General features: G+C 31.0%; 21 protein-coding genes and 1 pseudogene. 6 read left to right on the forward strand and 16 right to left on the reverse strand.

From position 1 onward, the window contains the following. Positions 1-48: 48 nt before the first annotated feature. Together LQ682_RS09050 and LQ682_RS09055 are read right to left on the reverse strand one after the other, a co-directional pair. Complete coding sequence (locus LQ682_RS09050) at positions 49-744, reverse strand: DUF1129 family protein (protein WP_147641093.1); 696 nt, start codon at positions 742-744, stop codon at positions 49-51. Continuing rightward, on the reverse strand, positions 716-1072 hold the full coding sequence (locus LQ682_RS09055; protein ID WP_064204687.1) for a PadR family transcriptional regulator: 357 nt from the start codon (positions 1070-1072) through the stop codon (positions 716-718). The genes LQ682_RS09050 and LQ682_RS09055 overlap by 29 nt, the downstream gene beginning before the upstream one ends. A gap of 184 nt (positions 1073-1256) precedes the next feature. On the opposite strand from LQ682_RS09055, the gene LQ682_RS09060 reads away from it, so the two are divergent. Together LQ682_RS09060 and LQ682_RS09065 are read left to right on the forward strand one after the other, a co-directional pair. After that, positions 1257-1898, forward strand: coding sequence for a hypothetical protein (locus LQ682_RS09060; protein ID WP_017001200.1), 642 nt, complete (start codon positions 1257-1259; stop codon positions 1896-1898). Between the two features lie 51 nt (positions 1899-1949). Further along, entirely contained in the window at positions 1950-2198 is a 249-nt protein-coding gene (locus LQ682_RS09065) for a GlsB/YeaQ/YmgE family stress response membrane protein (RefSeq protein ID WP_026023751.1), read from the forward strand. A 96-nt stretch (positions 2199-2294) separates the two neighbouring features. Here LQ682_RS09065 and LQ682_RS09070 read toward each other — a convergent pair whose 3' ends face one another. The 9 genes from LQ682_RS09070 to LQ682_RS09110 form a co-directional block, all read right to left on the reverse strand. Further along, positions 2295-3017 (reverse strand): YwiC-like family protein, encoded by a 723-nt coding sequence (locus LQ682_RS09070; RefSeq protein WP_064210855.1) that lies wholly within the window; start codon positions 3015-3017, stop codon positions 2295-2297. A gap of 83 nt (positions 3018-3100) precedes the next feature. Further along, positions 3101-3925 (reverse strand): aldo/keto reductase, encoded by an 825-nt coding sequence (locus tag LQ682_RS09075; RefSeq protein WP_103268639.1) that lies wholly within the window; start codon positions 3923-3925, stop codon positions 3101-3103. 13 nt (positions 3926-3938) lie between these two features. Further along, a complete protein-coding gene (locus LQ682_RS09080; RefSeq protein WP_064204683.1) occupies positions 3939-4661 on the reverse strand; it encodes a pseudouridine synthase in 723 nt (240 codons plus the stop codon). A gap of 121 nt (positions 4662-4782) precedes the next feature. Further along, the gene (locus LQ682_RS09085) at positions 4783-5097 is read right to left on the reverse strand and encodes a DUF3817 domain-containing protein (protein WP_017000968.1); all 315 of its coding nucleotides are present in this window, start codon (positions 5095-5097) and stop codon (positions 4783-4785) included. Positions 5098-5100: 3 nt separating this feature from the next. Then, complete coding sequence (locus tag LQ682_RS09090) at positions 5101-6447, reverse strand: hemolysin family protein (protein WP_017000969.1); 1347 nt, start codon at positions 6445-6447, stop codon at positions 5101-5103. Between the two features lie 237 nt (positions 6448-6684). Further along, positions 6685-7470, reverse strand: a complete 786-nt coding sequence (locus tag LQ682_RS09095) for an alpha/beta fold hydrolase (protein ID WP_017000971.1) — start codon at positions 7468-7470, stop codon at positions 6685-6687. 143 nt (positions 7471-7613) lie between these two features. After that, a complete protein-coding gene (locus LQ682_RS09100; RefSeq protein WP_017000972.1) occupies positions 7614-9554 on the reverse strand; it encodes a PTS fructose transporter subunit IIABC in 1941 nt (646 codons plus the stop codon). Between the two features lie 18 nt (positions 9555-9572). Continuing rightward, positions 9573-10484, reverse strand: a complete 912-nt coding sequence (pfkB, locus tag LQ682_RS09105; RefSeq protein WP_103268640.1) for a 1-phosphofructokinase — start codon at positions 10482-10484, stop codon at positions 9573-9575. Continuing rightward, positions 10481-11242: a DeoR/GlpR family DNA-binding transcription regulator gene (locus LQ682_RS09110; protein ID WP_064204681.1), complete on the reverse strand. Its 762-nt coding sequence runs from the start codon at positions 11240-11242 to the stop codon at positions 10481-10483. The genes pfkB and LQ682_RS09110 overlap by 4 nt, the downstream gene beginning before the upstream one ends. Positions 11243-11416: 174 nt before the next feature. Here LQ682_RS09110 and LQ682_RS09115 point away from each other — a divergent pair, with 174 nt between their 5' ends. Continuing rightward, positions 11417-12616 carry a M20 metallopeptidase family protein gene (locus LQ682_RS09115; protein ID WP_103268642.1) on the forward strand — a complete coding sequence of 400 codons (1200 nt, stop codon included), beginning with the start codon at positions 11417-11419 and terminating at the stop codon, positions 12614-12616. Between the two features lie 67 nt (positions 12617-12683). On the opposite strand, the gene LQ682_RS09120 is transcribed toward LQ682_RS09115, so the two are convergent. Together LQ682_RS09120 and LQ682_RS09125 are read right to left on the reverse strand one after the other, a co-directional pair. Then, positions 12684-13592: an aldo/keto reductase gene (locus tag LQ682_RS09120; protein ID WP_017000976.1), complete on the reverse strand. Its 909-nt coding sequence runs from the start codon at positions 13590-13592 to the stop codon at positions 12684-12686. Between the two features lie 11 nt (positions 13593-13603). Then, positions 13604-14533, reverse strand: coding sequence for a CobW family GTP-binding protein (locus LQ682_RS09125; RefSeq protein WP_103268643.1), 930 nt, complete (start codon positions 14531-14533; stop codon positions 13604-13606). Between the two features lie 202 nt (positions 14534-14735). Here LQ682_RS09125 and LQ682_RS09130 point away from each other — a divergent pair, with 202 nt between their 5' ends. Beyond that, a complete protein-coding gene (locus tag LQ682_RS09130) occupies positions 14736-15182 on the forward strand; it encodes a MarR family winged helix-turn-helix transcriptional regulator (RefSeq protein ID WP_017000978.1) in 447 nt (148 codons plus the stop codon). A 489-nt stretch (positions 15183-15671) separates the two neighbouring features. On the opposite strand, the gene LQ682_RS09135 is transcribed toward LQ682_RS09130, so the two are convergent. From LQ682_RS09135 to LQ682_RS09145, 3 genes are all read right to left on the reverse strand, one after another. Beyond that, on the reverse strand, positions 15672-16001 hold the full coding sequence (locus LQ682_RS09135) for an SdpI family protein (RefSeq protein WP_147641095.1): 330 nt from the start codon (positions 15999-16001) through the stop codon (positions 15672-15674). 79 nt (positions 16002-16080) lie between these two features. Continuing rightward, positions 16081-17745 carry a thiol reductant ABC exporter subunit CydC gene (cydC, locus tag LQ682_RS09140; RefSeq protein ID WP_239724134.1) on the reverse strand — a complete coding sequence of 555 codons (1665 nt, stop codon included), beginning with the start codon at positions 17743-17745 and terminating at the stop codon, positions 16081-16083. After that, positions 17742-19355 carry an ABC transporter ATP-binding protein/permease gene (locus LQ682_RS09145; RefSeq protein WP_239724137.1) on the reverse strand — a complete coding sequence of 538 codons (1614 nt, stop codon included), beginning with the start codon at positions 19353-19355 and terminating at the stop codon, positions 17742-17744. The genes cydC and LQ682_RS09145 overlap by 4 nt, the downstream gene beginning before the upstream one ends. Positions 19356-19508: 153 nt before the next feature. Here LQ682_RS09145 and LQ682_RS09150 point away from each other — a divergent pair, with 153 nt between their 5' ends. Then, positions 19509-20354, forward strand: coding sequence for an undecaprenyl-diphosphate phosphatase (locus LQ682_RS09150; protein ID WP_218729415.1), 846 nt, complete (start codon positions 19509-19511; stop codon positions 20352-20354). Positions 20355-20437: 83 nt separating this feature from the next. Beyond that, positions 20438-21061, forward strand: a pseudogene (locus tag LQ682_RS09155) (hypothetical protein); the annotation flags it as partial. Positions 21062-21374 lie beyond the last annotated feature (313 nt).

Genomic DNA, 21374 nt, shown 5'->3' on the forward strand with positions numbered 1-21374 from the left:
CAGAAGTCTCCAACCCTAGTCATCCTTGCCGGGGTGGGACTACGAAATCTATTTATTAAAATGAGATTTCTGTCCCACCCCCTCTTTTTTATTAGATCCAATCAGTTTATAAATCCCATAAATTGCGACACCCACTATAATATATAACCACCAAGGTATGTATACTTTAGTCATATCTCCAAATGCTATATTTGGTCCTATAATTATAATAGCTGGTATTATCCCTACTATAATTCCACCATATAAGCTTTCTTTTAACATTTTATACTTAGATTTATCAAAAATATATTTTTGAATAATACGAAATAAAGCTTTTACGATAAAGAATCCCGCAATAGGTACTATTATTAACATTGATATTAGCGATAATAGTGATGTTTTATAATCTGCAAAAATACCCGCTATTCCTGAGGTTATGAAGTATATACTATAGAAATAAACCATTCCCATCACAACCATATTCATAATCGCTTTGTTAGATTCATTAGGTAATTCCTCTAAAATTTCATCTGCATGACCTTTCACGTCATGACCAAAGAATTCAATAGCTGATCTACCGTTAGATGTCGCTTCTAGTAAGTGATCTAATACATCATTTAATATTACTTCTGTCTCATGTTCACTTACTCTTAAATCTGTTCGCACATATAATAAAAAATCTTCATAAACTTCTAAATCTTCTTCATTTAATTGTTCACGCTTTTTATTGTTCAAATCAATCAGTTGTTTTGTTGTTTGCGTCATAATCTACACTCCTCGTTAATAGTTCATCGATTGGCCCTTTAATTTTATTCCATTCTCCTGTAACAATTTCTAGTTCTTCTTTACCTTTTTCTGTAATGAAATAATATTTTCTCTTTGGTCCTTGCTCGCTCGGTTTAACTTCACTATAAATAAATTCCTTATTTAATAACCTTAAAAGAATGGGATAAATCGTTCCTTCAGAGACTTCTGCGAATTGAAAATCATTCAATTTCTTAGATAATTCATAACCATACACAGGTTGTGATTGGATGATTGATAATATACATGCGTCTAATAGACCTTTTCTCATTTGTGTTCGAATTGACATGTTTATAACCTCTAATCTTTTATAGCTATTTTGTATTACAAAGTAGCGTAAATTTATCTTATTATAATTTTCATATTTTTGTCAAATCGTAATTGAATTTTAATTGTCATACTATATTTCGTGATTAAATGAATAGAAATTGATATAATTCGAAGATGAGACTATTTTAAGGCAGGAGACAGACATGGCAATCCTAGTTATGATTAATATCATTCTCTGTATCGTCTTAATGTCATATAACTTTGTAGTAATGAATAAGAAACAGCACATCGATCATTATGCTATTTCTATAACAATTGCTTTGAATGGATTAGTATCTTTTATAATCATTAAAGAAATCAATTTCATCACGATTGCTGTAACAGCTATGTTACTTATATGGGCATTTTTACATACATGGATTCAGATTAGATACGTACCAAATTATATTCAAAATCAATTTTTCGTTCTTTATATAATAATTATTATTTTTAGTATGTCTTTAAATATTGTATTTTTAGACAGTGACGAATCAATTTATCAATCACTACCTTACTTTGGCGTGAGTTTATTTATCTTCGGTCAAATAATTGCTTATCTTTCGTTATTCACCGAACCAACTGAATTAAATGGAAGACGTCTTGCGAAGACTTACCAAAAAGGTATATATAAATACTTTATTCATCCAAGATTAGTAGGTGAAATCGTTACAATCGTTTCATATATATGTATGATAGTTCTAACGCCTCATTGGTTTTTACTCGTTCCTGTATTTCTTATTTATATTTTCTTTATTTTATGGCAAAAACTATTCAAAACAACGAACTATGTTTCAGCTGAAAATTAATGGGTAAATATAGAAAGTAAACAAGAAACATATAAGGAAGCACATACTATGTTGAGTTTTATAGTTATGTTAATCGTAGGCGGTTTAATCGGTTGGCTAGCCGGAGCAATTTTAGGTAAAGATATCCCAGGTGGTATCATTGGTAACATCATAGCTGGTCTAATTGGTTCAGCTATCGGTGGTAAAATTTTAGGAGAAATAGGCCCAGTATGGGGCGGCGTAGCAATTATTCCAGCTCTTATTGGCTCTATCTTATTAATCTTAGTATTATCATTTATCTTAAAAGCGGTTAGAAAATAATTGAAATTCTGAAATAAAGAAAAAAGTAAAAAACCACTGTGCTATTAGATTTGTCTAATGGCACAGTGATTTTTTATTTTATGCTCACAATATATCTTAATGTAAATATATAGATCCCATGATCAGTACAAACACTGAATTAGCTATTTCAATCATCCCCACTTGCATAATTTTAATTTTGCGTCCGTAAAGAACAATAGCTCTTACTAAACTTGGTATATACATAACCATGATAATTGGATGTATTAATAATCCAATTAATACAATAAACGCATGATAAAGCCATGAGCTCCATTTATACTTTTGAGATTTTTTCTCTCTAATCATCGTCTTAACATATAAAATGGTACCAAAGAAATATAGAAAACTAATAATAAACACAGTAAACCATTTGTTTACATCTAATAATGATTGATTTAACAACGTACTAATTATACCAAATAGACAAAATATTATTACAGCTATTAAATCATTTGTAAATGCTCTTTCGTTTTTCTTTTTAGCAAAATAAGCATTAACTAGTGACAATGGTATCATAAGTAAAAATATGTAAAAAGTTTCAGGTCGTAAAATCACGATAGGAATAAACGAAATAAGTACAACAATAAAGAAAATGCCCGCAGTATACAAATACCCTTTCTGCTTTTTCCTCTTTTTTAAATAGAAAAATACTTGATCACTCATAAAATAAACTGCTAAAACACCTAAATATAGTAGTAAATGTAAAAACGAGAATCCTCCAACAGCAATACCAAAAGCAATTGGAAGTACAATCATTGACCACACACCGTGTTGATTAGGTTTTTTAAATTTAAACATAAAAACACCTCCACATATTCATTCTACTAAAAGATATATATAAAATACATCTTATTTCAAACAAATTTGTGAAGGTTAATTTATTACATATCGCCTATTTTTACTTCGTCTGGATCTCTAAATTGTCTTTCATTAATATTCAAATCGTCTATTTTTTGAATGTCTTGAGCATTTAATTCAAAATCAAAGACATCAAAATTCTCTTTTATTCTATTATTATTTTGGGATTTTGGTATAACAAGTCTACCTTGTTGTAAATGCCATTTAATAATAACTTGAGCAACGGTTTTATCGTACTGTTGGGCAATACTTTTCAGCGTTTCATTGTTTAACCATTCTCCACCTCTCATAAGTGGACTCCAAGCCATAACTTTTATACCTTTACTTTCGCAATAAGCTTGCAATGCATCTTGATTGAATAAAGGATGAAACTCAATTTGATTAACAGCTGGCACTATTTCTGTTTCTGCTAATAAAGCATCTAAATGATGTTCTTTAAAATTACATACACCAATAGCTTTAATTTTGCCATCTTTATATAGTTGTTCTAATGCTTTATAAGTTTCTATAAATAATTCATCTTCTGGACATGGCCAATGAATTAAATACATATCTAAATATGTTAAATCTAAACTTTCCATTGATTGTTCAAATGCTTTTATTGTTCTATCATATCCTTGAAAATCATTCCACAGCTTTGTTGTAATAAATAATTCTTCACGTGGTACATTTAAATTTTTCAATGCTTTTCCTAACGCTTTTTCATTCTTATAGAACCAAGCTGTATCTATTGCACGGTATCCTGCATCTACTGCCGTTTGAACTACCCTTTCAACATCTTGATCTTCTATTTTGTAAATGCCTAATCCTAATTCTGGAATCTCTACATTGTTATTTAACTTGACCATTTTAAAATCCCCTTTATTTAGATTTCATACGCTCTCTTTTCGGCTCATATGAAAGTGTTTGAGTAAGTGTATTAAATTCCTCAGCTGTTAAATCTCGCCACTCTCCATATTTGATACCATCTAACTTAATGTTCATTATACGTATACGTTTTAACTTCTTAACGTTATAGCCTAATGTTTCACACATTCTTCTAATTTGACGATTTAAACCTTGCGTTAAAATAATTTTAAAAGTTTTATCATTGAGTTGTTCTAATTTCGCCGGCAATGTCTTTTGATTTAATATAACAACACCATTAGACATATTTTTAATAAATTCTTTCGTGATAGGTTTATCAACTGTCACGACATATTCTTTTTCATGATGGTTTTCACTACGCAATATTTCATTTACAATATCGCCATCACTGGTAAGTAACAATAAGCCTTCTGAATCTTTATCTAATCTACCGATATGAAATATTCTTTCTGGGTGGTTCACATAATCTACTACATTGCCTTTAATATGCTTTTCTGTAGTTGAAGTAATGCCTCTCGGTTTATTCAAAGCAATATATACATAACCTTTATCAATCGTTATAACTTTATTATCAACTTTTACGACATCAGAATCTTCCACTTGTGAGCCTAAAGTTGCTAACTCATCATTTATCTTTACACGTTTATCATCTATCCATTTATCTGCTCCACGACGTGAACAGACACCAGCTTCACTTAAAAATTTATTAATTCTCATACCTATGGTTCCTCTCTTAATCCATCTTATATTATTATTCTACACGAAGAAAAAGATTAAAGAAAATAGAATACAAAAAAGAGTCTGGAACAGTTAATTATGTCCCAGACTCTTTTAAAAATTATTTTATTATATTATCGTAAGTCTTACTGTTAATAAAGAAGCGATCAAATATAAAAGTACCAAAAGGAATAAATGCTGAAATTAAAGCTACTATTGGCCATTTTATATGAATGCGCACTATGGTCGTCATTATTAAAATCATAATGAGATATAAAGAAAATAAAACGCCATGTAACATACCTATAACAGAGACTACAGTTGGAATATCTAACATATATTTAATTGGCATCGCTATTAATATTAATAATAACAACGAACCGCCTTCTAAATAGCCTGTAAATCTAAAAAGTGATGTTAAAGTTGTTTTATTCACGTCTTAATCCTCGTCTTCTTCATCTTCGTCAAAGAGATTTTTTCTTTCTTTTATAAATTCTTTATGGAGTGCTACAGTTCTAATTTGATGATTTTCTACATCTATGACAACCCATTTGTCATATTCTGTATCGACATAGTCATCTTTCTCTATTTCAGGATTGTGAGCTTGTAGCCAACCACCAATTGTATCTATATCATCTGAATCTTCAAAATCAATTCCAAATTTGTCTTCTAATTCAGAAAGTGTGACACGCCCATTTATTTGGTAAGTATCTTCACCAGTTTTGATAATATCATTTATTTCATCGTCATCGAATTCATCTCTAATTTCTCCGACAATCTCTTCTAGTATATCTTCCATTGTAATAATACCAGCAGTACCACCATATTCATCTATAACTAATGCCATATGAACATGATCTTTTTGCATTTTCACTAATGCATCACTGATTCTTGTAACTTCATGAATCAGTGGTAAATTATGAATGTAGGCATTAATTTTAATTTTGTTGCCTGAAGCATACTCTGTTAAAAATTCTTTTACATTGATAAAGCCTTTTATGTGGTCTTTATCGCCGTCTTCAGAAATTGGATAACGTGTATAATGATGTTCATTAATAATTTCGAGCAGTTCTTCAATATTAAATGGTTCAGTTAATGTAACCATTTGTGTTCTAGGTACCATGATATCTTTTGCTAATCTTTCGTCGAATGAGAAAATGTTTTGCATATAAGCTAATTCTGTATGGTTAATTTCACCACTTTGATAGCTTTGAGTCATGATAAGCTTTAATTCTTCTTCAGACATTGCTTGTTCTTCATTTGTAGGTTGAATACCAATAGTACGTACAAGTATTCTAGCTGTTCCGTTCATAGACCAAATTAATGGTTTCATAACGATACCGAAATAATAAAGCGGTCTAGCAAAAAATAATGATAGTTTTTCCGCTTGTTGAATAGCAACAGTCTTAGGTGCAAGTTCACCAACTACTACGTGAATAAATGTAACAATTAGAAAACTGATAACGATAGAAAATGTAGTAGTAAGTGCATCTGGTAAATTAAAGAAGTCTAATGCAGGATGTATAAGAACTTCAAATGTTGGTTCACCAATCCAACCTAATCCTAGTGAAGTCACAGTAATACCAAGCTGACAAGCAGATAAATAGTAATCCAATTCTTTTACCATTTTATATACAATTTTAGCAGACTTACTTCCTTCAGATATAAGTTGTTCTATTCTCGTCATACGTATTTTAACAAGCGCGAATTCAGAACCTACGAATACCATTGTAAATGCAATTAATATAAAGAATACAATAAAGTTTATTATGGTCGAAATTTCCAATTAGTTCCCTATTTCTAGGGATTCACCTCCAAATATTTTGCGGTGACGCTTGGGCCACCTTTTTAGTTCTATTTTTAAAGAAAACATGCTTGAATTTAAGTGTAAAACTAAATCCTCCCCATTTTGCGTCACCTCTCCCGACTATAGCATATTGAGTTAAGTCTAACACATTTTACTACTAATTAAAATGAATAAGAAGAAATGTATGCATATATTATTTTACGCATACATTTTCCATTAAAAAGATAGTTCGTTGTGTTTCATTATAAACTGTGAACTAATTTTATTAAATTCTTCTGGCTTATCTATATTGCATACATGCCCTGCTTGTTCGATAACTTCTAAATAAAAGTTCTCATAGTCTTTTACTAACCGTTCTACAGGTGGCATAAACAAATAATCTTCATCTCCCATAATAAATAAAGTCGGGATATTCTTTGTAGCCACTTGCAAATGCGCTAAGTATGGATTCACTAATTTGGTTAGCTTAACCCATTTTATAAATTGTTTTTGTGAAACTTTTTTAGCTTCGTTTATAAACCTCAATCGAGACTCTTCATGTTCTTTTCTAGGCATAATGATATAAGCAAATAATTTATAAAGTAACATATAAGGAACAAAGTTCATAATAGTCCTACCAATAGCTAATAAGAATTTAGTTCTTAAATTAACATTAATAATTGCGCCACCTAAAACTAACGTTGTAATTCTTTCAGGATACGAATCTGCCATTGTTTGCCCAACAATTGTTCCTAAACTCATCCCAATAATATGCGTCTTTTTAATTTTTAAGTGATCGAGTACGTCTATGACTTCTTTAGCTAAATGTTCGAATGAATCATTTTTCTTCCATTCTTTATTTGCAGATTTGCCGTGACCTCTTAAATCAACAAGTAAAACATTAAAGTGCTTTCTATAATATCTCATTTGTTTAAACCAAATAGAAGAGCTACCTCCAGCCCCGTGTAACAAGGTAACCCATTCTGCTTCTTCAGATTTTATAATCGTCTTATAATATAACATGTTTTACATCTTTCCTCTTAATTTCCATATTGTGAAATCTTACAATATTTTTATTCATCATATAAAATTTTATCAATGATTTCAATAAAAAACCGACAACGTAATTTTACAATGTCGGTTTTTTTATATAAATTTTTAATTTTTTATTCTATTTCTTCAGCTATATCAATTTGATCTTGTGTTAATTTAGGTTTAAGCAATCCGTATATAATAGCACTTACTAAAGCACCTATTATTACTGCTAATAAAGTTTGTAATACATGGCCAAAGTCTGTAGCTAATATTACAAATATACCACCATGTGGTGCTTGAATGCTAGAACCTAAACCTAAAGCTATCGCACCACCAATTCCTGAACCTACCATCATTGATGGAATGACACGTAGTGGATCCGCTGCTGCAAACGGGATGGCACCTTCTGTTATAAAGGAAAGTCCCATAACATAGTTTGGTAAAATAGAACCTTTTTGAGTTTTTGTAAATTTATTTTTGAACAGTAACATTGCTGTAGCAATTGCGATTGGAGGTATCATACCACCGACCATTGCTGCTGTAATAGCTGCTGCGTTACCTTCTGTTAATGCTGCTGTAGCAAATACATATGCAGCTTTATTGAATGGACCACCCATGTCAATTGCCATCATAGCACCGATTACTAAACCTAGTAATACAATATTCGAACCTGATAAATCATTTAATCCATTTAATAATAAATTATTTAACCACGCTGTAGGTGGGTTAATCACATAAACCATTAGTAAACCAGTAATGGAAACTGAGAGAATTGGATATATTAATGTCGGTTTCAAACCTTCAAACATTTGAGGTAAGTTTCTAGAAACATATTTAATACCTTCAGTTAAATAACCCGCTAAGAAACCTGCTATAATACCACCTAGGAATCCTGAACCACCTGCCACTGCTAACATACCACCGACAAGACCAGACGCGAAACCTGGTTTATCTGCAATACTACGTGCAATGAAACCAGCTAAGATTGGTACAATTAGTTTAAAGGCACTTTCACTACCAATCTGCCATAAGTTTGCTGCAAATTCATTATATTGTGAACTTTTAGCATCAAATGAGTTTTCTCCAAATAAGAACACGATTGCCATTAAGATACCACCAGATATAACAAGTGGTAACATATTTGAAACACCGTTCATTAAATGTTTATAAATTGTTTTAGATACACTTTGTTTTTCATTCGAAGTTGATGAGCTTTGTTTGCCACCTTTAGCTACAAATGGTTTACGACTAGTATCTTGAGCCATATTGATTAATTCTTCTGGTCTTTTTATACCATCTGCTACAGGTACTTGCACAACATTTTTACCATCGAAACGATCAGTTTCAACATGTACGTCTGCAGCGACAATGATTCCTGTTGCTTTTTCAATGTCTTCATCAGTTAGATGGTTTTTAATTCCGCCTGAACCATTTGTTTCTACTTTAATTGGTACACCCATTTTTTTAGCCTGATTTTTCAATGAGTCAGCTGCCATATAAGTATGCGCGATACCTGTTGGACAAGCTGTAACTGCTAAAATTAATCCTTCTTCTTCAACGTTTTCAGATTGAATCGGAGTTGCTTCTGATTCCTCGTTAGACTCATCATCTGTCGCTTCATCATCATGCTTGTTAATAATGTTTAAAATTTCTTCTTCACTATTAGCTTGTAACAGTTCTTCTCGTACTGCTTCATCCATTAAAATACCCGAAAGTTTAGCTAACGCATCCAAGTGAGTTTGAGCTCCGCCAGCTGGTGCAGCAATCATAAAGAATAAATGCGCTGGTTGCATATCTAACGATTGATAATCAACGCCTTCAATCGATTTACCAAATGCAATTGCTGCTGATTGAACAGCATCTGTTTTAGCATGTGGTATAGCAATACCTTCACCAATTCCAGTTGTGCTTTGTGACTCTCTTGTATGAATTGCTTCTTTAAATGTTTTTTCATCACTTAATTTACCAGCTTTATCTAATTGAGATACAAGTTCATCTATTACTTGATCTTTAGTCGTTGCTGATAAATCCATTGCTATTGTTTCCTTAGTTAAGAGTTCTGTAATCCTCATAATATTAACCTCCCTATTTTACAAATGCTTAATCGTTACTTTAGATAGAATTCTTTCTATATCTTCATGTTCAGCTAAATCTGCATTGAAAGCTGTAGCTGTTCCACAACTTACAGCTAATTTGAATGCTTCTTCAATATCCTTACCAGTTGTTAATCCAGCAACCATACCTGCCACTGTACTGTCACCCGAACCTACAGTGTTAACTACTTCTCCGTTAGGCACAATTGCCTTAAGTTGAATGTTCGAATCCACATAGATTGCACCTTCACCACCTAGTGAAACGATGACCGATTGAGCGCCTTCTTCTATTAACTGTTTAGCACAATCAATTACTTCTTGATCTGTATTAATTTCTTTATCAAAAATTTCTTCTAATTCTGTTTTATTTGGCTTCACAAATTTCGGTTCAAAAGAAAGTATAGATTTCATTAAATCTTTCTCTGCATCAACAATTAGCGTAGCACCGGTTTCTTTTAATATTTCTGCAACTTCTTTATATACCGGTTTCTTTAATGTACTTGGTACACTTCCAGCGATTATGACTGTATCAGACGAAGTTGTTTGTTTCATTTTATTTAAAAATGATTCGTAATGTTGTGGTTCGATATTTGGACCTGGACCATTAATTTCAGTCTCAGAACCAGTTTTTAACTTCACGTTAATTCTTGTATCTTCTTCTACTTCAATAAAATCAGTTAAAATATTGGACTGTTCTAATTTATCTTTAATAAATTCTCCAGGAAATCCTCCAACAAAACCTGTTGCTGTATTTTCAACTTTTAAAGTATTCAACACTCTTGAAACGTTAATACCTTTTCCTCCAGGAAACTTATTTGTTTCATGTGCTCTATTTAATCCACCTACTTCAAATTGATTTGTAAACATAACATAGTCTATAGACGGATTAAATGTTACTGTATAAATCATTTTAAACCTCCACTAATTTCATACTTTTCTTTATAAAGTGTAATATTCTCTATTTCATTAATTGCTTTTTCAGAAGTTAATATTTCAAAACCTTTATCAATTTCCACTTCTGCAAATGATACTTCATTAAACTTAGAATGATCTAATAGCACATAAATGTGTGAAGCAAGATGAATTGCTGTTTCTTTCATTTTTGATTCATCTGGATCAGGTGTAGTTAAGCCATACTTTAAATCTATACTATTCATGCCCATAAAAGCTTTATCGAATCGATATTTCTGTAAAGATTTAACGGCATTTACACCTATATTCGCTAATGTTGTAGATTTAATTTCTCCGCCTGTCATATAAACTTTTATACCTTTTTCTAATAATGGTTTTACATGCGTTAAACCGTTAGTTACGACAACTATATCTTGCTGATTAATATAAGGTATCATTTCTAAAGTTGTTGTCCCTGCATCTAAATAAATCGTATCGCCCTCTGAAATTTGTCTAGCTGCAACTTTCGCTATTTCTCTCTTTTCATTTTGATAACGCGTTTCTTTATCTGACATATCTCTTTCTTCATGTCGTTTCGTTATTTGCGTCGCGCCACCATGTACTCTTTTTAAAAAGCCATTTTGTTCAAGTAGCGATAAATCTCTTCTAATAGTTGAAGTACTTGATTGCGTTAATTGAATTAAATCTTGTAAAGATACTGTTTCCCGTTGTTTAATCGTCTCAATTATGAGTTGATGCCTTTCTTCAGTTAACATCACATCACCCCTGTTCATTGATATGATAAAACGTTTTCATTAAAAAGTCAATCACATTCAACCAAAAACATTCAAAAACAATCATAAAATTTTTTTGGTATTTATAAGTGCAAATATTTCATGCAAAAAAAAGATTATTGTTATACTTTTTTAGTATATTTAAGGAGGCAAAATATGAATGATTTAAAAGAAAAATTATTTAAATTGATTGAAGAAAGAGAAAACGAAATGATAGAGATTAGAAGACATCTACATCAATATCCTGAATTATCATTTGAAGAAGAAAATACAGCAGAGTATATCAAATCATTTTATCAAGATAAAAATGTTAAAATATCACAACCTGTTAAAGATGAACATGGAATTATTGTAGAAATTAACGGTGGAAAAGAAGGTCGCACAATCGGATTAAGAGCTGATTTTGATGCATTACCAATTACAGAAGAAGCAGATGTACCATTTAAGTCTACAAATGAAGGTGTAATGCATGCATGTGGTCATGATGTGCATACTGCTTATCTAATGGGGCTAGCTGATGCACTAATAGAATTAAAAGAAGAATTACCAGGAACAATTAAAATCATTCACCAGCACGCTGAAGAAAAACCTCCAGGTGGCGCTAAAGCTATCGTTGAATCTGGAGCCTTAGATGATATTGATGAGATTTATGGTATTCATATCGTTCCTGTAGCTAACCCTGACTTTATTGGCTATCATAAAGGAAAAGCTTTTTCAGGTAGCTCAACATTTAAATTAACTATTAATGGACTTGGTGGACATGCTGCAAGCCCACACAAAACACACGATGCTTTAGTAGCTGGCACAAACTTTGTAAATACAATCCAAACAGTTGTATCAAGAAGAATTGATCCTCTTGAAATGGGCGTTATTACAATTGGTGCCTTTGAAGCTCCAGGTGGATATAACGTGATTCAAGATAGTGTCACGATTAAAGGAACAGCAAGATATTTAAATCCTGATTATGAAGAAAAAATGTACGAAGAGATCAAGAAAATATCAGATAGTATCGCTTTAGGTTTCGATGTTGAATGTAATTTAGACTATCATTATGGCTATCCAGTACTCTATAACCATGAAGAACAAACGGATAAAATGGTAGATATTCTTGAGAAAAGTAAAGGCGATTATTTCAATCACTTGATAGAAATACCACAAGCATCAGGGTCAGAAGACTTTGCTTATTATTTACAAAAGATTCCTGGTACTTTCTATATTGTTGGTAGTAAACCTGAAAATACAGATACACCTTATATGAATCATCATCCTAAATTCGAAGTGAATGAAGATTGCATGGCTGTTGCAAGTAAATCATTAGGAGAAATCGTGCTAAATCGACTTGATTTAGAATCATAAAGACATCTATGTGACATAGAAAAAAGCACTAAACCGTTGAATTTCATTAACGATTTAGTGCTTTTTTCTATAATATATCTTCTCCACGCGACGCTACATATATATCAAACCATTCTTGGTCTGTTAACGATGTTTTAGTTGCTTTAACCGCTTCGTCTACTCTTTCAATTTTACTTGAACCAACAATAGGCATAACTTTTGATGGTAAACGTAATAACCAACTGTATATAATCGTGCTTATACTAACGTTGTATTTAGCAGCTATTGGCTGAATTGTATCTAATATACGTTTTGCTTTTGGATCATCTTCATTAAAAATCGCTCCACCAGCCAATGGACTCCAAGCCATAACTTTTACGTCATGTTGTAACATTCTATTCAGTGTACAATCTTCAATATTTTCTAATTCATATGGCGATACTTCAACTTGGTTAACCGAAATATGTGACATTTCTTTTTTGAGGCTTTCATTCAATAGTTCATATTGGTTACATTTAAAATTCGAAACACCAAAAGCTTTTATTTTCCCTTGTTCTACAAGGTGCATGACAGCTTTAGTCACTTCATCAGGATCCATCAGTGGAGATGGTCTATGAATAAGCAACGTATCGATATAATCCGTTCTTAAATTCGTCAACGAACGATCAACAGATTGAATGATATGTTCATAACTTTGGTCATAGCGATGCCCATTAAATTCAGGGTTACTTTGATTAGGTAGAATTATTCCGCATTTTGTTACAATTTCTAATTTTTCTCTTAAGTTCGGCGTAAGCGCTAAAGCATCACCGAATAAACTTTCACATGTGTAATTGCCATATATATCTGCATGATCCATTGTTGTAATACCGCGATCAACTATATCGTGCATATAATCATTTAATTGTTGGTTACTATAACCCCATTCATTTAATCTCCAAAATCCATGAATGATTCTAGAATAACTGACGTGTTTATTTATTCGAATACGCTCCATCCCATCATCTCCTAAGTAAAGTTCAACATGTCTAATTTATTACGTAAATATGCTTTATCTATTGTTTCCCCTATAATAACAATTGTTAACGGCATGTTCATCATTTCTGGTTCATACTGAGGCACTCCGAACGCATACTGGAATAAATAAGTCTGATCTGGTTCTTCTTGGAATTTTACAAATCCTTTTATTCTCAATATAGAATCAGGTAACTGTTGTAAGAAACGAATTAAAAGTTCCATCTTTATAGGTCCATCAAACGTATAATTAATGGATTGAATACCATGATGATGACTATGTTTACCTTCTATATTAATTATTGCATCATCACGTTCAATTATTTGGTCTATTTTAGAGTAATTTGTAAAATAGACATCTGGTTGATGTTTTATTTCGTTTAAATGATCCTCAAGCATTCCTTTTTCTTCATTAGACAGTTCATCAGATTTGTTAACTACTATTACATGTGCATTTGCCATTTGTTCTTCCATTAAATGTTTAGTTTGATTAGAATAGCGATCTCTTTCTATGTATCTTTTACCATCCATAACACCAATAATAAAAGGCATATGTACTTTATCTACAATAGTAGGATTTTGACATGCATCAACTATTTCTACCGGGTGCGCTATCCCAGTAGCTTCTATAATAACTAAATCTGGTTTCTCACTATGGTATAAGTTATGAAGTACAACCTCCATATCATCTTTTAAAGAACAGCATATACAGCCGTTTAATAAGCTTTTACTTGAAATACCTTCACCTAAAAGCTGGCTATCAACATCAAAAGAACCAAATTCATTCATAACAATTGCAACTCTTTTACCTGCTTCTTTCGCTTCTATTATTAACCTTTGTAGTAAAGTTGTTTTTCCGCTTCCTAAAAAGCCCGTCAGCACTGTAATATTCATTTTATCTTTTATATTTTTGCCACTACTCATGTTTCTACCACCTTTCTGTCATTATATGATATTCCAATATAAACTACAAAGTCTTAAGCGTTTTAAAGTAAACAACATTATTATTTCTATAGATAATCGGAATCATTATTAAAAATATTTACAAACTAAAATTATTCATTATATAATAGATTAGAAGTTCGGAAATAAAAAGCTATTTCATTTGTAGTTTGGGGGAAAGATTATGCCGGATAATTTAAATATCCAGAATCAATTGTGTTTTAATTTGTATAATGCACAAAGACAAGTCAATCGTTATTATTCTAATAAAATTTTCAAAGAATATAACATTACATACCCACAGTATTTAGTACTAACAATTTTGTGGGAAACAGCACCGGTCAATGTCAAAAAACTTGTAACAGGTCTAGCACTTGATACAGGTACAGTATCTCCTTTATTAAAAAGAATGGAAAACCTCCATTTAATTAAACGTAAAAGATCGGATTTAGATCAACGTGAAGTTTTTGTCCACTTAACAGATAAAAGTCTAGAAATGAAAGAAAAGTTATACCAAGCTTCTCATTTAATACAAGACGTATCTCAATTAACTGATGAAGAAACAGAACAATTAAACATACTTTTACAAAAAATGATTAAAAACATAGATAAAATTAATCAAGAAAAATAATAATTAAGAGTTCGGGACAATAGTTAATGTCCCGAACTCATTTTTGTGTTAGTAGTAATAGACTGGACACTTATATCGCATGCGGCTCTTGTCTTGTAAATTTTGAGTTCCTTATTGCCTTTTCTTATCAAACGTGTCAATAACGGTAGCCTTATTGTCTTTTCTTATCAAACGTGTCAATAACGGTAGTCTTATTGACTTTTCTCAGTAGTCTTGGCAACAAGGAGGCTTTATGTTGCACGTGCACCTCGTCTTGCAACTTTCGAGGACTTTATGTTGCACGTGCACCTTGTCTTGCAACATTCGATATCTTATTTAGTTAAAAAGGGAGCGGGACAGAAATCTCATTTTATTAAAAAGAGATTTCTGTCCCACCCCGGCAAAGGTGACTAGGTATGAAAAAGCTTGTTATAAGCGCATTTTCATAACAGTCAGCTACTGCCAATACAAAAAGAGTGATTTCGCCTTAAATACCTGAATGCCTTACCGTTAATTTAAGGAACGCTCAAGTTGTATTAGCTTCCTCTCAGTTAGTATAAAAACTGGGAGATAAGTCAGAACTGCCCAACCTAATTCAAAAAATAAATAATATTCTTTACTATAAGTTATAAACATTAAGACAATCCCTATCAAAATATTGAGTGTCCCTATGATCATTAACATTTTGGCGGAATATTTTTGAGCAAAATTCCATTGTGTTTTATTTTTCATAGATCTTTTTGTACGGTATCCATATGTTTTATTAATATTCTTTGGATTAGAAACCTTTAAAACTAAACTTGCAACTAATGTACCTAAACCAGTTAGTAATACAATCATACTTATCCCCCTTTTAACTAAGATAGTTTATATAAAGTAATTGTAACCTAGTAGCTTAAACAGACATTTTTTTAACATATCAATACGCTTTATTAAAGTCCACTACGTCATATAAATAGCCCTGCTCTTGTAGCAATGTTTGATAATCACCTTGTTCTAGAATTTCTCCTTCATTCATAACTATTATATGGTCGAAATCTTCAAGGTACTTCAAATTGTGTGTCACGATTACTATTGTATCGTCAGTACTTAATAAATTGTTCATAATGATTTTTTCATTTTCTTCATCAAGAGAAGCAGTTGGTTCATCCATAAGCCAAATGTTCGCATTTCGTAATAGTAATCGAGCTATTGATAGACGTTGTCTTTCTCCTCCTGATATATTTTCTGCATTTTCTGTGAGATTGTCATCTAATTTCAAATGTTCTAATCTCACTTTCATTAATGCATTTTTCATATTCTCATCAGTTTCTTCTATTAATAAATTCTCTCTGACCGTTCCTTCAAAATAATGATTGTGTTGTAACATTGTATTTATTTCGTCTACGTATTTTTCATGTTCAACATGAGGCAAAGCTTTACCTTTATACGCCAATAAACCTTCGTTAGAACTATATAAGCCCATTAACAAACTTAATAATGTAGACTTACCTGAGCCTGATGGACCTATAATAGCAACATGCTCACCTTCGTTAATTTTAAACTGAACATTTTTTAACGTTTTTCTTTCTTGAAAATCGTATTTAAAATTCAATTTTTCAGCATAGTATAAAGCGTTATTGCTTATTTCATATGTTTCTCGATTTTCAAAATTTTGATTTATAACTTCTTCGATATTTTTAAGACTTCTAGTAGTATCTGCTTTGTAAAAAGCTACGTTTGTCATTGGAATAGCTTGCTCAAATAATGTAATGACAATCATGAGTATACTTGCAAAAAACACTGCATTTAACGCGCCATCTTGAATTTGCCATATACATAAGATAGTAATACACCAAATACTTATCATAGCGCATATATTGAGCATAAAATCATACGTACTTAAAAATTTCTGCTCTTTATATTTTTTATTTTCGTAAATATTTTGTTGATTAAAAACTTTATCTTTAAAACTGTTATATTGTTGGAATCTATTTAATTCCGCTTTACCATTTTCAAAATCATAGTATTCTGCCACATATTCTTCTTCACTTCGTTGAACATCTTCTGCTAAAATGTTTGCACGTTTTGTAGATAAATAAGGTATGACGATAACAGACATCATCATTGAAATTCCAATAATAATACCAACATAAACACTCCAATTTATCATGACTAAAATTGTTGCGATAGTCGTTAATATAATTACGATTGGGGGATAATAAACGCGTAATAGAATGTTCTGTAATCTTTCGACATTATTTACCATTTGTGTTAGTAAGTCACTTGAACGATATCTTCTAAACACATTAGGGACAATTGGAATTAAATAATTGAAGAGTTCAACACGTATATTTCTTAACATCGTAAATGTAGATCGATGAGAATATAACCTTTCAAAATATCTCGTAATAGCTCTTACAAATCCAAATAATTTAATAGAAACAATTAAAATCATCAAAGCGTATAGCGGTGTTCCTAAAGCACTTTTTGAAATCATATAACCACTCAACGCAAACATACCTAAAGCAGTGAGCATACCTAAAACACCTATAATAATTGATAAATAAAAATCTTTATCAAATTTGATAGTTAATTTTTTCATGTGAACTGACCACCTTTCAGTGGGCTATTTGTTACTTGAACATCTCCATTGTTAACTTTAATGAAATTGTCGGCATATTTTAATACTTCTTGTCTATGTGCAATCGTAATGATTGTTTTTTCTTTAGAAAATTGATTCACAGTGTTAACGATAACTTGTTCTGTCTTAATATCTAATCCAGTTGTTGGTTCATCAAATATAACCACTTCAGGATTTAATAATAGTAATCTTGCTAATTCTACACGTCTCATTTCCCCACCTGAAAGCATTTCATAACCGTCACCAATTTTCGTTTCAATACCTTTTGATAACTGGCTAACTTTCTCTATAAGACCAACTCTTTGTAATACATCTTCAATTTGTTGTTTATCGTAATTTTGGAACATTGTGACATTATCTTCTAAAGATGCACTGAAAATGTAAGGTCTTTGGGATAGATAGCCAATTTTAATATCTTTTTTATACTGAACTTGTCCTTTAATGGGAGAGAGTTCATTCATGATTAATTTCACTAAAGTAGATTTACCAGCACCACTCTGCCCTACAATTGCAGTATGCATATTTTCTTTAATGTTTAAATTTAAATGGCTAAACGCAAAATCTTCACGTTCAGGGTATGAAAAATAAACATCATTTATTGTTATGATGTCTTCTTGACTCATATCTGGATTAATCGTTATTGGTTTATAGATTTCATTCTCTTCTTTATTTATATCTTCTATTATTTCAATATAGCCTTCACTTTGCTTACCTGTATGGAAAGCTTGTCCTAAATCTTTAATAGCATTGTAAAATTCAGGTGCTAATAATAAAGTAATGACTGCAACTAAGAATGAAACATCATGAAATACAATTAATCTTAATCCAACTTCTAAAGCAACAATACCAATCCCTAACATAGAAATAAATTCTAGCATCAAACCTGATAGAAAAGCGCTTTTTAATATTTCCATCGTTAAATCTCTAAATGATGTACTAGATTTATGAATTTTGTTCACTGTTTGATCTGTTCTATTAAATAATTTTAAAGAAACAAGACCTTTCGTTAAATCAATGAATTCTTTTGCAAATTGATCTAAAGATTGCATTTGATCTTTAGCTTTATCACGTGTTCTTAGTCCAAAAACAATATAAAATAACGGAATAAATGGTGCTGTTATCATCATAATGAGAGCAGCTGGCCAATGAATAAATAATAATGTTATAACGATTGCAACAGGAATGAGGGTTGATTTAAAGACTTGTGGTAAATAAGATTCGTAAAAAGGATGAATACCCTCCACTGCTTCTGTTAATATCGTTAATTTCGATCTCTTTGTATCTTTATTAATTAATTGATTTCTAACATCTTTTTTAACATTAAAAGAGAGTTTCTGCCCTGTTAATTGATTTAAATAATTAAAAGTAGCCCGTAATAACAGTACAGCTAATAAAATAAATACCCATTGGTAAAGTTGTTGGTAACCTTCTTTAACAACAAGCATTTGATTTATAATTTTACCTAAATATATATTTTGAAATACGACTGATAAACTGAGTAAAAATGATGCTAAAAACATCAATATTTGCAACGGTTTATACTGAGCACTATACTTTGTTAATTCTTTCACAATGTCACCACCTTTTTCCATTATAACGCCTTTATTAAAAAAATAAACCAAAATGTATTATTCTTTATATGCATATTATAAAGCATTATTTGGTACAATAATCTTAAAGTGATATCAACTGCATATCATAAAGTTTTCTAGAGGAGATCGAACATGTTTATAATCGAATTAATTAAAGCAATCATTCTAGGTATTGTAGAAGGTTTAACAGAATTTGCTCCTGTTTCATCGACAGGGCATCAAATTTTAATTGATGATATGTGGTTAAAATCAAAAGCATTCCTAGGTAGCGAATCAGCTTTCACTTTTAAAGTTGTAGTACAGTTAGGTTCTATCCTTGCTGCTGCTTGGATTTTTAGAAGCCGTTATATTGAGATGTTGCACGTTAAACAAAATGAGAAAAAGAAACATCATCTTAAACTTTCTCATATAATAGTCGGACTCGTTCCTGCAGGTATTTTAGGCTTATTATTTGATGATTTTATTGAAAAACATTTATTTAGTGTCCCTACTGTATTAATCGGATTGTTACTTGGAGCAGTCTATATGATTGGCGCAGATATCTATTCAAAACGTGTCATGAATCCACATACAGTTGATGGTATGAATTATCCAAAAGCTTTCGTTATTGGTTTGTCACAAGCTATCGCGCTATGGCCAGGTTTCAGTCGTTCTGGTTCAACTATTTCAACCGGTGTGTTCTTAAAATTAGATCATAAAGCTGCATCTAATTTTACTTTTATAATGGCAGTACCTATTATGTTTGCAGCAAGCGGTAAAGCATTACTTGGAAACTTAAATTATATAACATTAGATCAAATACCTTTTTATATTGTAGGATTTATCGCTTCATTTATATTTGGTTTTATTTCTATAAAGTTATTCTTAAAATTAATAAACCGTGTAAAATTAATACCATTTGCCATTTATAGAATTATTCTTGTTATAATTATAGCAATTGCATATTTCGGTTTTGGAATTGGCCAAAACATAGGATAATAAACGCTTTTTACAGTTTGAATAAGCTATTAAAGGGTAATTAAATAAGATATATAATTAGAATTGATATGGAGGAATTATACATGAATGATAAAGTAAAATTACTTGTTAATACATTGCCGTTAATAATCGTACCACTTATAACAGAGCGAAAAAAATTCAATGAACATCCAGATGTTAAAAATATCACAGGAAAAACTTTAGATGTATCACATAAAGTGAAAGATAAATCTATCCAAACAAAAGATAAAATCGCTGAAAAATCAGAACCTGTAAAATCATATGTCGTTCAAAAGAAACGTTTATATGAATACAACAAACAAATGAAACAACCTTTTAAAGAGGAAGAAAAAGAACAAAAGGAATTACAAAAAGAGATTGATAAGCTAGATAAAAAACTTCAAAAAAATATAGAAAATCGCCATAAAGAAGAAGAAAAAGCTCAAAAAGAAAACCAAAAAGCGCGAATAGAAGAGCTTAAACATTATCAAAAAGAAGAAGAAAAAATGGCTAAAAAAGGCGAGAAATTAGAAAAAGAAAACGAAAAAGATGTTTCAAAATTAGACAAAAAACTTCAAAAAAATATAGAGTCTCGCGAGAAAGAAGAAGAAAAGAAAGAAGTAGAGAATAAAAAAGCTCGTATTAAAGAAATTAAAAAATACGATAAACAACAAAAAGAAGAAACTGCTATTCGTGAAAAAGGTTCTGAGATTGCAGATAAACAAAAAAGCGAAATAGCTCCACTAAAAGAAAAGTTAGAAAGAAATAAAGCTTATCGTTTGAAAGAAGAGATGGATCGACAAAAAGAAAATCAACAAAAACGTATTAATGAACTGGAAAAATATAATAACCAATCAACACAAAACATTCAAGAACTTATCGATGAACGTGTTCGCGGAGAGAAAAAACCAGCTCCTAAACATGCATTATACAATCAACATAAATCATTAATGTCAGAACACATTAGTAAATTCCCATACGATAAACACCGTGAAGAACATTTAAAAAATCAAAAACGCA

The organism is Mammaliicoccus sp. A-M4 (assembly GCF_022386955.1).
Taxonomy (GTDB): domain Bacteria; phylum Bacillota; class Bacilli; order Staphylococcales; family Staphylococcaceae; genus Mammaliicoccus; species Mammaliicoccus lentus.

Bases quoted from the DNA above. Each gene is read 5' to 3' on its own strand.
- LQ682_RS09060 (WP_017001200.1), top strand. From the start codon at position 1,257: ATGGCAATCCTAGTTATGATTAATATCATTCTCTGTATCGTCTTAATG.
- LQ682_RS09115 (WP_103268642.1), top strand. From the start codon at position 11,417: ATGAATGATTTAAAAGAAAAATTATTTAAATTGATTGAAGAAAGAGAA.
- pfkB (WP_103268640.1), bottom strand. From the start codon at position 10,484: ATGATTTATACAGTAACATTTAATCCGTCTATAGACTATGTTATGTTT.
- LQ682_RS09130 (WP_017000978.1), top strand. From the start codon at position 14,736: ATGCCGGATAATTTAAATATCCAGAATCAATTGTGTTTTAATTTGTAT.
- LQ682_RS09080 (WP_064204683.1), bottom strand. From the start codon at position 4,661: ATGAGAATTAATAAATTTTTAAGTGAAGCTGGTGTCTGTTCACGTCGT.
- LQ682_RS09070 (WP_064210855.1), bottom strand. From the start codon at position 3,017: ATGTTTAAATTTAAAAAACCTAATCAACACGGTGTGTGGTCAATGATT.
- LQ682_RS09075 (WP_103268639.1), bottom strand. From the start codon at position 3,925: ATGGTCAAGTTAAATAACAATGTAGAGATTCCAGAATTAGGATTAGGC.
- cydC (WP_239724134.1), bottom strand. From the start codon at position 17,745: ATGAAAAAATTAACTATCAAATTTGATAAAGATTTTTATTTATCAATT.
- LQ682_RS09120 (WP_017000976.1), bottom strand. From the start codon at position 13,592: ATGGAGCGTATTCGAATAAATAAACACGTCAGTTATTCTAGAATCATT.
- LQ682_RS09095 (WP_017000971.1), bottom strand. From the start codon at position 7,470: ATGTTATATTATAAGACGATTATAAAATCTGAAGAAGCAGAATGGGTT.
- LQ682_RS09055 (WP_064204687.1), bottom strand. From the start codon at position 1,072: ATGTCAATTCGAACACAAATGAGAAAAGGTCTATTAGACGCATGTATA.
- LQ682_RS09110 (WP_064204681.1), bottom strand. From the start codon at position 11,242: ATGTTAACTGAAGAAAGGCATCAACTCATAATTGAGACGATTAAACAA.
- LQ682_RS09100 (WP_017000972.1), bottom strand. From the start codon at position 9,554: ATGAGGATTACAGAACTCTTAACTAAGGAAACAATAGCAATGGATTTA.
- LQ682_RS09050 (WP_147641093.1), bottom strand. From the start codon at position 744: ATGACGCAAACAACAAAACAACTGATTGATTTGAACAATAAAAAGCGT.
- LQ682_RS09150 (WP_218729415.1), top strand. From the start codon at position 19,509: ATGTTTATAATCGAATTAATTAAAGCAATCATTCTAGGTATTGTAGAA.
- LQ682_RS09135 (WP_147641095.1), bottom strand. From the start codon at position 16,001: ATGATTGTATTACTAACTGGTTTAGGTACATTAGTTGCAAGTTTAGTT.
- LQ682_RS09125 (WP_103268643.1), bottom strand. From the start codon at position 14,533: ATGAGTAGTGGCAAAAATATAAAAGATAAAATGAATATTACAGTGCTG.